Source organism: Parablautia muri (genome assembly GCF_009917485.1).
GTDB classification, from domain to species: Bacteria; Bacillota; Clostridia; order Lachnospirales; family Lachnospiraceae; genus Suilimivivens; species Suilimivivens muri.
In genome coordinates, this window is record NZ_QZDT01000017.1 from 26849 (window position 1) to 40181 (window position 13333).

General features: G+C 39.6%; 13 protein-coding genes. 7 read left to right on the forward strand and 6 right to left on the reverse strand.

Translation table 11 applies throughout. The features are described 5' to 3' along the window. Positions 1–11: 11 nt before the first annotated feature. Positions 12–545 carry a hypothetical protein gene (locus D5281_RS11565; RefSeq protein WP_160560361.1) on the forward strand — a complete coding sequence of 178 codons (534 nt, stop codon included), beginning with the start codon at positions 12–14 and terminating at the stop codon, positions 543–545. Positions 546–686: 141 nt separating this feature from the next. On the opposite strand, the gene D5281_RS11570 is transcribed toward D5281_RS11565, so the two are convergent. After that, entirely contained in the window at positions 687–923 is a 237-nt protein-coding gene (locus D5281_RS11570) for a helix-turn-helix domain-containing protein (protein ID WP_330584984.1), read from the reverse strand. A gap of 184 nt (positions 924–1107) precedes the next feature. Between D5281_RS11570 and D5281_RS11575 the strand changes: the two genes are divergently transcribed. Next, the gene (locus D5281_RS11575) at positions 1108–1743 is read left to right on the forward strand and encodes a LexA family protein (RefSeq protein WP_160560363.1); all 636 of its coding nucleotides are present in this window, start codon (positions 1108–1110) and stop codon (positions 1741–1743) included. A gap of 49 nt (positions 1744–1792) precedes the next feature. On the opposite strand, the gene D5281_RS11580 is transcribed toward D5281_RS11575, so the two are convergent. Further along, complete coding sequence (locus tag D5281_RS11580) at positions 1793–2221, reverse strand: hypothetical protein (protein ID WP_160560364.1); 429 nt, start codon at positions 2219–2221, stop codon at positions 1793–1795. 348 nt (positions 2222–2569) lie between these two features. Between D5281_RS11580 and D5281_RS25650 the strand changes: the two genes are divergently transcribed. From D5281_RS25650 to D5281_RS11595, 4 genes are all read left to right on the forward strand, one after another. Further along, positions 2570–2731 (forward strand): hypothetical protein, encoded by a 162-nt coding sequence (locus D5281_RS25650; protein ID WP_277935318.1) that lies wholly within the window; start codon positions 2570–2572, stop codon positions 2729–2731. Positions 2732–2808: 77 nt separating this feature from the next. After that, entirely contained in the window at positions 2809–3351 is a 543-nt protein-coding gene (locus D5281_RS11585) for a Uma2 family endonuclease (RefSeq protein WP_160560365.1), read from the forward strand. 348 nt (positions 3352–3699) lie between these two features. Further along, positions 3700–5289 (forward strand): SIR2 family protein, encoded by a 1590-nt coding sequence (locus D5281_RS11590; protein WP_160560366.1) that lies wholly within the window; start codon positions 3700–3702, stop codon positions 5287–5289. Positions 5290–5626: 337 nt separating this feature from the next. Next, complete coding sequence (locus D5281_RS11595; protein WP_160560367.1) at positions 5627–7015, forward strand: recombinase family protein; 1389 nt, start codon at positions 5627–5629, stop codon at positions 7013–7015. 9 nt (positions 7016–7024) lie between these two features. On the opposite strand, the gene D5281_RS11600 is transcribed toward D5281_RS11595, so the two are convergent. From D5281_RS11600 to D5281_RS11615, 4 genes are all read right to left on the reverse strand, one after another. Continuing rightward, positions 7025–7561 (reverse strand): carboxypeptidase-like regulatory domain-containing protein, encoded by a 537-nt coding sequence (locus D5281_RS11600; protein ID WP_330584975.1) that lies wholly within the window; start codon positions 7559–7561, stop codon positions 7025–7027. Between the two features lie 141 nt (positions 7562–7702). Beyond that, the gene (locus D5281_RS11605) at positions 7703–9076 is read right to left on the reverse strand and encodes an MFS transporter (RefSeq protein WP_160560368.1); all 1374 of its coding nucleotides are present in this window, start codon (positions 9074–9076) and stop codon (positions 7703–7705) included. Positions 9077–9229: 153 nt separating this feature from the next. Continuing rightward, the gene (locus D5281_RS11610) at positions 9230–10726 is read right to left on the reverse strand and encodes a sulfatase (RefSeq protein WP_160560369.1); all 1497 of its coding nucleotides are present in this window, start codon (positions 10724–10726) and stop codon (positions 9230–9232) included. Positions 10727–11023: 297 nt separating this feature from the next. Next, the gene (locus D5281_RS11615; RefSeq protein WP_160560370.1) at positions 11024–12058 is read right to left on the reverse strand and encodes a LacI family DNA-binding transcriptional regulator; all 1035 of its coding nucleotides are present in this window, start codon (positions 12056–12058) and stop codon (positions 11024–11026) included. 452 nt (positions 12059–12510) lie between these two features. Between D5281_RS11615 and D5281_RS11620 the strand changes: the two genes are divergently transcribed. After that, entirely contained in the window at positions 12511–13299 is a 789-nt protein-coding gene (locus D5281_RS11620; protein ID WP_160560371.1) for a sulfite exporter TauE/SafE family protein, read from the forward strand. Positions 13300–13333: the final 34 nt, after the last annotated feature.

Sequence of the window (13333 nt, forward strand, 5' to 3'; positions counted from 1 at the left end):
GGATATTAAACATGGAGCCTCAAACAATTACAAATTTTTTTAGCACATATATTACTCGTGAAAACATCACTCTAGCAATTGCGGTCTTCGGAGCCCTGGGTACTATCACTTCTTGGATTTCGAACTTTTACCATACCCGCAAGAATATTGACATACAAATCATTAAGATTTCTCGTATAAAAAATTCTTTGATTGCATATGTTTTTTTCCAAAATAAGTCCCAGCTGCCTATCTCTATTAATAGCATTTCTATTCAGGTTGATGGCGAGTCTTATAGTGGCTGTGCCGTTCCACCGCATACTATTAAAATTACAAAACAAACGGGTAATACCATCACCGGGACAAGGGAATATCAATCTATTCCTTTTCCGGTAAATCTGGGTTCTCTGTCTGGCGCATCCGGTTATATTTTCTTTGATACTTCGAAATCTGTTGTTGAAGCCCTTTCCAGTCCTTTGACTGTTTTAGTTTCAACCAATCGTGGCAAGTCAATGAAAATGAAATTACCGTGGACTGAATGGACTGATTGGAACAAAATGTTTTAATGCATATCCCGTCTAAATCCTCTACAATTGGCGCAGTATCCTTTCGCATTAATTGCAGCTCCGTCCTTATAGCTACCAATTCCTCATATATTTTCTTGAACATCTTTCTCACCCCCCCCCTCTATTTAAATTGTTTTATTCTTACGTATTCCGTAAGTTCGGACTAAAAAAAATTGTACCAGCTCGTTCTGGCGGAATATGCAGGGTTGACATTAACTTTTCAATAACAGTCGTTGAAGGTTTAATATCCCCATTAATGACTCTGGACAAAGTATTTCTATCTACCGTTGATGCAGCCGACAAATCAACGATTTTATCTAGCTTCTGCTCTACCATAATTTTCTTTAACTCTACAATATCTACCTTATATTTCTGCACCTGTTTCAAATCGTCATCTCCTTTCTTACGTATTCCGTAAGTTTATGTTAACACTGCACTTTACACATGTCAATACTTTTTTGCAAATTACGTAAGTTTCATTTTTTTATGCATGCATCCCATTGCATTTTACGTAAGAATATGGTATTTTCTAATTAACACAACAATAAAGGAAATAAAACTAATGCCTATTTGGAATGAAAGAATACACGAAAAAAGAATAGAAAAGGGAATCACGCTGGCACAAGTCGCGGATAGATTAGGCGTGACAGAAGCTACTGCGCAAAGATATGAACGTGGAAATATAAAGAGCATACCATATGAGCATATGTGCGTTTATGGAGAAATACTAAATTGCTCACCAGCATATTTAATGGGATGGGAAAATAATTCTTCCACCACGGCAAATAATGTGTACCCAATAGAGTTAAAACGTTTTCCATTGTTAGGAGAAATCGCTTGCGGAAAACCTACATATGCAAATGAAGATAGAGAGAGCTATGTAATAGCTGGAACTGATATCAAAGCAGACTTTTGCTTAAAAGCAAAAGGGGATAGTATGATTAATGCTAGAATCTTGGATGGCGATATTGTATTTATACGCAAGCAAGATATTGTAGATAATGGCGAGATTGCGGCCGTTATAGTAGACAACGATAATGAAGCTACATTAAAAAGATTTTTTTATTACGCTGAAAAAAGTATGGTCATCTTAAAAGCGGAAAATCCTGCATACGAAGACCTGATTTTTACCAATGAGGAACTCAATAACTTTCATATTTTAGGAAAGGCTGTAGCTTTTCAAAGTGATGTTAAATAATGATTAAACTGCTACGGCATTTTAATAAAAACTAAAGAAAAGAGGGCTTTTATATGAATAACGTATTTCTCCTTATATTCTGCATAAGTTTTATATGTATTCCAATTTTTATTATATGGGCGCTAATTAATTTAATTCGGAAAAAGCCGGCTAAAAAACGTTTCAAATTTGCTGGGATATCTACGTTGGCTTTGATAATTAGCACTATTGGGTTTGGGTTCACTATGGATGATGAAGCTGTACCTAACGAATCAGTTGAAGTAGTATCTGAGAGTCCTTCTATTGCAACGGAATCTCCTATGATAATACCTACTGCTACACCCACGGCTACTAAAACTCCACAGCCCACACCAACCAAAACACCCACTCCACAGTCTACTGCTACATTACACCCTACGGCCACGCCAACACCACAGCCTACTGAAACGCCAAAGCCTACGGCTATCCCAGAAGTATCACCACTAGTTACATCTCCCATTGAAACCTCTACTCCACGAGTAGAAGAAACATCTGAAACTCAAGTTGCAGAGGGGGCTACATCACAGGGCACGGAAATATCCGAACCTCAATCTACTGCATCATCCTCTACCAGCAATACAGGAACCGGAGAAAGTAACTTTAATACTTATAATAATTCAGAACAACAACAAACAGCAGATACCTATGTGCTAAATACAAATACGAAAAGAATACACCACCCTAGCTGTTCTTCAGTTCCCAAAATAGCGCCTCAAAATTATGCAACATCCAGCGCAACATTAGATGAATTAATAGCGCAGGATTATAAACCATGTGGTAATTGTTTTAAATAAAGGAGAAATTTATTATGGCAAAGAGAAAAAAATCACTTATTCCCGGACTCTCATTCAGTCCCAAAAAAGCATTCGGGGTTACAAAAGTAAAAAGGAAAATTGCTAAAGCTACCGGCGTCCCCACCACAAAGAGTGGAAGGCGTGCTAAAGTAGGAAAAATCTTAGGAATAAAGTAAATATTTAAAAACTGTCCCTGCGACTAACATAAGCGGACACTTTCTAAAAATGTTAATACGCCCGAAAGGAGGACCACATGGCATTACACCAGGAAAAAAACTACACTATCGAAGATATCTACGCACTTCCAGATGGACAAAGAGCGGAGCTGATTGACGGGCAAATATATATGATGGCGCCGCCTGCCCGGATCCACCAGAAATTAGTTTCACAATTTACTAAGGTTATTGGAAACTATATTGATGCCAAGCACGGTGATTGTGAAGTATACCCTGCCCCGTTCGCAGTTTTTCTAAATGAGGATAACCGAAATTATATTGAGCCAGATATCTCCGTAATATGTAATAAGCATAAATTAACGGAAAAAGGGTGCAACGGCGCACCAGACTGGATTATTGAAATAATATCCCCTTCTGACCCTCAAAGAGATTATGGGATAAAGCTCTTTAAATATCGTTCTTCAAACGTGAGGGAGTACTGGATTGTAAACCCCAAGACATGTACTGTAAATGTTTTTGATTTTGAGCATGAACAGGCGTCAAACCAATATAGTTTTGACGACCACATCCCTGTATGCATTTATGAAGACCTAAGTATTTGTATTTCTGATTTATTATAACAAAAACCGCTCCTGCGCTAACAGGAACGGAAAATGAAAATTCTGCTTACAACATACTGTGGTTATTCATATTTTATCCACATTTTCTTAAAAACAGTTGACTTTTGAGGTTTTTGGGATATACTAAACAGAAGCTCCCACACCTCTCAACGATGTGTCCAATGGGAGCACTTTTTTGTTATACAGGAGATAAAATGGAATTAAAAAAACCTACTACATTTGAAGAACAAATTGAGTTGCTCAAAAAGAAGCAATCTTTTTTGAACCAAATATTGCGGTGCTTGAAAAAATATAATAAATGCAACTGCTGCAATATTTCAATACAATCGGTAAAAGAGAGGGAAATCTATGGCAAAATCTATATTAGATAGGATTATTGAAAAAAGAAAAATGCCTGTATTGTTCATAGGTTCTGGAATTTCTAAGCGTTATTTATATGGTTTTCCCGATTGGCAAGGCTTATTAAGAGACTCTTTTAAAGCGGTGAATCCAGACCCTTATTACTATAGTCGTTATGTAGATCAGTGTACGCGTGAAGGTTGTTCTACTTTTGAAACGAATACTAAATTGGCTACTATTATTGAAAATGATTTCAATGCAGCATTTTACTCTAGAAAAATCAACATAAAAATTGGCAACTCGAAAAATCCTAAATGGGTTAACCAAGGTGTTTCCCCATACAAAATGTTTTTAGTAAGTTATTTTAAAAAGCTAAGAATTAATTCTGATGCTTCTCTGGTAAAAGAAATTGAGTCTTTCCGCTTGTTAAAAAATAAAATTTCTGCTGTCATTACTACTAATTATGATACTTTTATTGAATCAGAAGTTTTCAAAAACGATTACCAGGTATTTTGCCATCAGAACGAATTATTTTCTGCTGACAGTTATAATATTGCTGAGATATACAAAATCCATGGGAGCATCTTAGACGCAAAATCACTTGTAATAACAGAAAAGGATTATACTGATTTTAACTCATCCAGAAAACTTATTATTGCCAAAATGCTAACACTATTTGCTGAATCGCCTATTATATTCATGGGTTATTCATTTACAGATGAAAATATCCAACGAATTATTGAAGACTTTTTAGGCTGCCTCACTCCAAAGGAATTATCTAACATCAGCAATCATTTCATTTTTGTCAGTTACAAAAAAGGAGAGATGCGCCTTCGAGAGACTAAGCGAACACTATTTACTGCAAATGGTGTAGAAATTCCTATTACAGAAATAATTACTGATAATTATCTCACAATATACGAAAAATTAAACCACATTATTCCCGGAATTTCCGCTTCTAAAATAAGAGAGACCAGAAAAATCGTAAAAAAAATCGTAGACCAAAGCATAACAAGTGATACCGCTGAATCTATTATTGTCGGAATTGATGATTTAGATAATATAGATATATCCTCCAAGCCGTTAGCCATTGCTATCGGATATCGGGATACCATTCTTAATAAGGTCGGGTACGGAATACTTGCAGATGAGATGATTTTTGAGGACATTCTTATGGACAATAAACATTTTGATGCAACAGAAATGTGTTTGGAAAGATTTAAGTCAATTCCATCAACTCGCTTGCTTCCAGTTTTTAAATACTTAAAAACTGCTGAAAATGTTGATTCGAATACAAAATTGCTTACATATGCTTCATTACATGATACTAAGGATAAAATATTACCAGGAAACATAAAAAAGCAGTTGAATGCCCTCCCTCAAATCACAATATATGATGAGTTGCTTAAAGAAATGAACCAAGTGGCTGATATAAATAAAAAGGCCGGATTGTTACTAAAAAACATTGATTCATTTACGATTTTACAAATCAGAGATATTTGTTGTGATCTTTTTATCTTAGATCGTGAATCTTGTATGAAATCCACACATTTTAAAAGATGCGTGATGTATATAGATTTAAAGGAAAATTATGCATAAAAAGAAAAATCGATAGACATTTTCTGGTACTCACCAGAAACACTACCGATTTATCTTTTAAAAAATTTCAGCATTTAAAAATGCTTTTAATCATTTTTAATAGTCACTTAATGACTTATTGATTAACATAGTACTATTTTATTTATTATTTGTCAAGAAAATATTTTTATGCAAAACCGCCCAGTGCTAGTACACTGAACGGTTTTAGGTACATCCGAAGATGATTCACTTTAAAGCAAAAATATTGTATCATCTTCAAAAACAACTTACAAGCGAAATTCCGCTAGTTGTTATTTTTGTACCCATTTTTTAGTAAACTTATAGAGGAGGATACAATATGAAAAAAATCCGCTGCGCCCTTTACGACCGTGTAAGTACAGACATGCAAGTCCGTGATGGCTTGTCTTTAGATGCCCAGCGGCAGGCTCTTACAAGCTATGCCACTTCACACGGTTATGAAATTGTTGACTACTACTCTGACGAAGGGATCACGGCCAGAAAGAAGATGCAGAACCGGAAAGAACTTTTGCGCCTTCTGTCTGATGTCAAAGCAGACAAAATTGATTTGATCCTTGTCACCAAGCTAGACCGGTGGTTCCGTAATATCAAGGACTACCACAATACCCAGGCCATTTTGGAGCAGCATAACTGCAACTGGAAAACCATATTTGAGGAATACGACACTTCTACGGCTAATGGACGGTTCGCCATCAACATTATGCTTTCAGTCAATGAAAATGAATGTGACCGTGATTCTGACCGCATCAGAGAGGTTTTTGCCTATAAGCGTAGAAATGGCGAAATCCTTTCCGGAGCTCATGTGAGCTTTGGTTACAAAGTAAAGGATAAGATGTTTGTAAAAGACGAGACTGTCAGTCATATCGTAGAAGATTTCTTTAACCATTTTTTTACCTTTTACTCCAAAAGAAAAACCGTCAACTACATTATGGAAAAATACGGCGATTTATCCCCTGCTGAAACCACCCTGATGTATATGTTTAAAAATCCTGTCTACTATGGCCACGCCTACGGCAAAGATAATTTCTGCGAAAGCTACATAACAAAGGAACAATTCCAAAAAATAAAAGAAATGGGCAACCTTAAAGTATATGCCGGGAATAATGCCCCATATATCTTCTCTGGATTAATTAAATGTCCTATTTGCGGTCATAACTTTGCAGGCTATCAACATAAAACGAAAAGGCCTAGTGGAAAAGTCTACATAAGTCCTGTATATCACTGTAAACAAAAGCAGCGTTCAAAGCTACTATGTTCCGGTGGAATTAATATTTATGAAAGTACGGTGGAGAAATTCATGCTGGCCAATGTGGAAACGAAGCTTGCAGAATTATCAAACCTGCAGATGGAATTCCGCTTAAAAGTTCAGGCAGACACAGGAAAGGACCCCCAGCTAGAAATAAACAAATTGAAATCTGAACGGAGCCGCCTTAATATACTTTTTCAGAAGGGAAGGATATCCGAAGAATATTACGATTCACAATATGATGTGCTGTCAGAAAAAATAAAGGTATGTGAAAGCACTTTAGATATCGCCACAGGGCGCTCTATTGAGCCCATATTATGCGCTTTTACAGGTAATTGGAAGGAAGCTTACCTTGCCCTGGATAAAGAGCATAAGCAGGCCTTCTGGCATGATAAAATCGAGTCCATACATATAAATCCGGATACTCACAAATTATGCGGTTTTAATTTTTTATGCAAGTAGGTGTACTAATTATATATATACAACTATATATTCCGGTATCACCACACGGCTAAGTACAATTTCCCCGCTTTCATCCATAGGCTTAATTTCATCTTCCGGGATTTTAGGCGGATATTCCCCAAACAAGGTATGATCCGGTATGACGATCACGTCATTTTGTTCTTCCGTTGTTTCCAGCGGTGTCAGCTGAATGGGCTGCAGAGCTGTAACATCCGGCAGGATTTCCGTTCCTGAAACCATCACAGGTTCGTAGCCGGGCGCTTCAACCTGTATGTTATATTCCGAATAGGGCTGTTGTTCCACAGGTGTCAGGCTGTATTCTATGGGCGGCGCCGGAAGATCAACTACTTCTGTCTGGCCTGATGAATTAGTGTTAAGCTTTTCTATGGTCACATCCGGTATGCCTGTATAGGAAATTGTGACGGTGGCGTCCTGTATGGGAATAAGCCCTAAAGAGGAAGTCACATTAATTTGCAGCTTTCCCACCGAGTTATTATCTGTCTGAGCCATCCGTAAAATATTTTGGGGCATAAAATACCTCTGCATATTCGTTTATCCTATCATATGCAGAGGTATTTAAACTGTTCATCAAAAAGCTTTCACCAAGCTGTTATCAAATCCGCCCATACCATTCATCATTTGCCGAAGGTACGGAAGAAACAAATCCTTTACGGATTGGCCGGCAGGTTATTTTGTCTGCCTGGCTGCTCTTTCGTCCAGGTCTTTGCGGATCTCAACATATTTTTCATTTGTAATTTCATAAAATGCCATGGAAATCAGGGATGCAATGTATCCTAAAATCGGCATGCCGAACCGCAGAAACACTATCATGTTAAGCACCGCCTCCGGCTGCTCCTGATTGGCCACGAATCCAACAAGCCCAAGGAAAAAGCTTGCAATAAATCCGCCGATGGCCATGCCAAACTTATTGATAAATGTCAAAGAAGAAGACATCAGCCCGTCCGCCCGCTGTCCGAATTTCCACTCGGCATAGTCCGAGCATTCCGGCAGCATTGCCCAGCCAAGGTTGGAGGGAATTTTTGAAATAAATCCAAAAGCCGCCATTGCCGTCATCAAAATCATAACGGAAGGTTCTCTGATAAAAAGCGTAACTGCCAGAGGAATAATGGACAAGCAGCTCCCTATCCAATACAACTTTTTCTTTCCCAGCCATTTGGTCAAAAGCGGCAGCAGCGGTATGGACACGATACCTGCAAACAGAATGGCCGAAGCTGCTACCGGCACCAAATCTTCACGCTTGAGTACATATTTAAAATAATACATATTGACCGCACTATATGTAGCATTTGCCAATACATCCGTACCAAAGGCAATCATCAACATCAGCATAGGTTTATTTTTGATTAGCAGCTGCAAATCTTTGAGCATGTTAAAGGACTGTTTCCCGCCCTGTTTTGTTTCCACACATTTGTCATATGGCTTTCCGCCCCATGCACAAATCCAGAAAGAAATTGTCGTAAGAATGCCAACAAGAGCCCCATACATTGCCCATCCCTGTTTTCCTCCTCCAAAGGCTTCCACCAGGGGCAGAGCCATAATTGTAATGATAAACTGGGATACGGTTCCCATTCCCTGTTTCCAGGATACAATAACAGTCCTTTGGTCCGGGTCCTGGGACAACACCGGCGTCAAAGAATGATAGGGGATATTTACCACTGTGGAGGCAAGAGAATATGCAATATATACCACATATACATATACAATTTTCATATTGGGCGATAAGTCGGGGGCTGTAAACAGCAAGAAAATCAAGAATCCTAAAACCGGCGCTCCGAATATGATCCATGGCCTGAACCGCCCAAATTTGCTGCGCGTGTGGTCCCCCATCATTCCCATAAGGGGATCCGTAAAGGCATCAATAAATCTGGATACCAGCATCAGCCCTGATACCACCATGGTATCAATACCAAATATATCCGTGTAAAAGAATGTCAGGTAAGACATTACTAAAATAAAGGCAAGATTCGACCCTAATCCGCCAAAAGAATATTTAAATACATCCGAAAATTTCGCTTTTGCATATTTACTTTTCTGATTCATATTTTTCCTCATTTCTGCGCTGCTTTTTGCGCTTATTTTGTGTATAACAAAGTTTGTGGATACGCCACGGACAAAAATCCCTTTAAGCCGGAAAAGCCGTTGTTTTGCCACTCACCTGCCCTGTTGTCCGCAAAAGCCGCCTTGGGGCAGCATTTAAATCCCCAATCTGGCAAACAATTCCTCCGGGGCGTCATTTGTCATCATACTCTCACGAATATAACCGCACATCTGCCGCCTGATTTCCTGATTCTCAATGGGATGCTCCTGTCCTGGGTCCGTCTCCAAATCAAACAGCATAGAACCAAAGGCAGTGGTATCTCCCATCCTGTTTTTCGATTCAATCTTCATAAGCCTGCATCCTTTTGTGAAGGAGAAAGGGCCTGCCAATTCCATATTCTGTAATTCCTGCGGGCTGAACATGGCGCGCATATGGGTTGGCATCAGTGTGTATTCATAAACCGGGGCCTCGGGGTTTGCCGCCGAATGCATATACAGATACCTCCCGTCCGTAACATTCACCTGACTTCCATGATAACCGAAGACCGCATATCTCCGTATGGGTGTATCCTCATCCATCACACCGCCTAAGGGCCTGCCCTCCATATCCTTTGGAATATCCACACCAAAATATTCCAAAAGCGTAGGCGCAATATCAATCATCTGTACCAGTGCGTTTCTCTTTACGCCCGCGCAGTTTTTGCGCCTGGGGTCGTAAATGTATAAGGGCGTGTGGGCGATTTCGTTGTAAATGGGCATAGTTGTTTTTCCCCACCAGCCATGCTCGCCCAGCAAAAATCCATGGTCTGTGTTTACAATCAGCATTGTGTCTTCCCAAAGGTTATACTTATCCATAAGGTCAAGGACTTTGCCCAGATACCTGTCACACTTGCTAAGCAGCGCCCCATACTCATACCGCACATGTGCTACTGTGTTCTCATCTTCTTTCACCGGCGCATAGGGAGGCCAATCGGCTTCCGCCTCGCTGTCTCCTACAAATGTGTGGGGATATAAGGCTTTATCCTCCTTAAGGGTATAAAACGGCTCGTGAGGGTCAAAAGTCTCTATCTGCAAAAACCAGTTATCTTCTTGATGGTTTTTTTCTATAAATTCCATTCCATATCGAAAAGTAACGGCCTGGGAGGTTTTTTCCTCCGTATTCATTTCACGGCGGTTTACTTCATCATGGGTCAACATTTTCGTGTACGGCGGATAGGAAAGCATAACTTCTTTGTTTTTAAATACTGTCTTCTTATCATACCGATAGCCCAAATCCGCCTTCCAGAGATCTCCCTCCTGTCCCCTGGAAATTTCCCAGGAGGAATAGCGGTTGTGATAGGTGCATCCCCCATCTTCCCAGTAATGCTGGTGATCGCTGATTAGATGGGTATAAATACCTGCTTTTTTTAAAAGCTCCGGCATGGAATCGTCAAAGGGTTCCATAGGCCCCCAGCCTCTGTGATAGAAATTGATCCTTCCTGTCTGCAATTCCCTTCTTGCCGGCATACAGGGCATACTTCCCACATAACAATTTTCAAATTGTACACAGCGCTCTGCAAGCCGTCTGAAATTAGGTGTGATCGTCCAGTCACACCCATAGGTTTCCAGCATATGGCGGTTCAGGGAATCATACATTACCATAATTGCCTTCATTTTCGTATTACTCCTTTCCTTTTACTAAATCCGGTAATTGCAAAACCCATAGTTCGGTACGGAAATCAAGCACAGCCGTCAGCCGTATCCATTGACGCCATATTCTTTCATTCTTTGGTTTTCCAATTATCCCTTTATTAAATGACGAATCATCTAATTTCTTTTTTATGATTGCTTTTCTTACCATGCGCTGCCAAGCAGAGCATAGTATTGGTTATTTAGTGGATTTGCTTGTTTTATCATTGTTAACTTTCAAATTTTGAAAACGTTTTCAAAATCAGGCTGTTTATAAGGCGCCTACAAACGCCTTATAGAATTTCTTTCAATATATTTTGTTTCGTATTCAATTGAAGTTTCATTTACTTCTCTGTTCTCGATATAATCAATCAAAAGCTCCGCCGCTCCAACTCCCATATCTTTAGCAGGCACATAAAAGCTTGAAACCTGTGGGTATAAAAGTGTGCCGGCATCATACCTGTGCTCTACTGACAAAAGGGAAACCTGCTCCGGTACTTTGATCTGCAGTTCCGCACAGACGCTTAACAGAATCTGTGCATCTTCTATTCCTCTTGCGCATACCGCCGTGCAGCCTCTGCGCAAAACATATTCTTTTATATCCTGCAGAACATGGTCCCGAGGCTCAAAATGTGAATCCGTTACACGAAGAAAAATTTCCATATCCGGTATTTCGCTGTGAATCCGGTCCATAACCCCTTTCACGTAGTGATTATGCGACCTGGCCATGAATAAAAGCACTTTCTTATGGCCGCTGTTTCTGAGCACCTCTATCATCTGCACATTATACTGTTCAAATTGTGCATATACATTCAGCCCTTCTTTATGAACCCTTTTTCCAATGTACACAACCGGATATCCTTCCTCCATGATCTGCCAGACCACATCCGCGTTGTCCTCAACGGATTTATTGGTCAGCCCGCTTAAAATCAATCCATCTATACGCTTCTGTCTGATATATTCAAGGTATTTGGGGGTATGCTTTTTTCTGCTCTCGGTTTCTTTGCTCTCGCTAATCAGAACCATACTGTAATTCTGATAAGCCATAACCTTTTCAATTCCTTTCAGCAGTTCCAGATAATAGCTGACCTCAAAAATTGAATCTGCTCCATTGGGAAAATATACTCCAATCATGTTGGAAGTCTGCTTTTTCAATCCTCTTGCAAACTGGTTTGGCTCATAATGATAATATTCCATGGCCTCTTTTACAGCCAGCATCTTTTTCTCACTGACTGTTGCCGTGTTATTTAAGATTCTGGATACCGTAGAAATAGAAACGCCTGCCCGGCTTGCTACATCCCTGATTGAAACTTCCATCTGTCTTTCATTCCCATGTCGATTATTTTTCTGATTTTGAAAACGTTTTCAAAATCCTCTTTTATATTACGCAAAAAATTTTAATTATGCAATGGTAAAAAGTACACATTCTACTCTTTATTTTTTAGTACTTTTTAACAAAAATCCATCTATTACTCTAAGCAATGGACAGGCGGTGTAACTGTCCCAGGGTTACTTTTTAAGGGACAGGAATGCGCATTTACTGTGCACTGCGTGAGAACGTGATTCAGGTGTGAGGGGCGATTTTTGCGAAGCGAAACTTGGAATATCGCCCCGAATGTTACTATGAGCGGCTCCCAGGCCGTGAATCGTAACCATCCCAGAGCTTTGCACTTGCTGCCCTTTTACAATCACTTGACATTACAACATAATTTTGTTATGTATTTTATATCCTGAAAACTTTTAAACCTGTCAACTTAAGAGGAAAAATTATGCTGCTATTTATTTTTTTTGTAATCTGTTTTTCTGCCTCCATCATTGGAGCTATCTGCGGCATCGGCGGCGGCGTCATCATCAAGCCTGTACTGGATGCTTTTCATGTGATGGATGTTGCCACAATCAGCTTTTTATCCGGCTGCACCGTTCTTTCCATGACCACTTATTCGGTTGTGAAAAGCAAAATAAGCGGCCAGTCCCATATTGAACAAAAAACCGGATTCCCCCTTGCCATTGGCGCCGCTTTGGGCGGTCTTGCAGGGAAATGGATGTTTTCTTATATTTCTGCGCTCAGTCCTGACCGCAATAAGGTGGGCGCCGTTCAGGCCTTTTGTCTGCTCATTGTTACCCTGGGAACTTTGATATACACGATTTACAAGGAAAAAATAACCACAAAGAATATTAAAAGCCCGGTTGTCTGTATATTTATCGGTCTTTTCCTGGGTATTTTATCCTCCTTTTTGGGAATCGGCGGCGGTCCCATTAATCTGGTCGTCCTGTTTTTCTTTTTCTCCATGACCACCAAGGTTGCCGCTGAAAATTCCCTGTACATTATTTTCTTTTCTCAGATTGCCAGCCTTTTATCTTCCATTGTCACAAAGAGTGTTCCTGCCTTTGATATCACCATGCTCGTGCTGATGGTGATAGGCGGAATAACAGGAGGAATTACTGGAAGGGCGTTAAACAAAAAGATTTCCGATAAAACCGTGGACAAGCTTTTTATCGGTCTGATGGTTGTGATTATTTTTATCAACATTTACAATATTTTTATTTACCTTGGGTGACAATTGCGGAGCATCTGCAAGATATGACGGTATT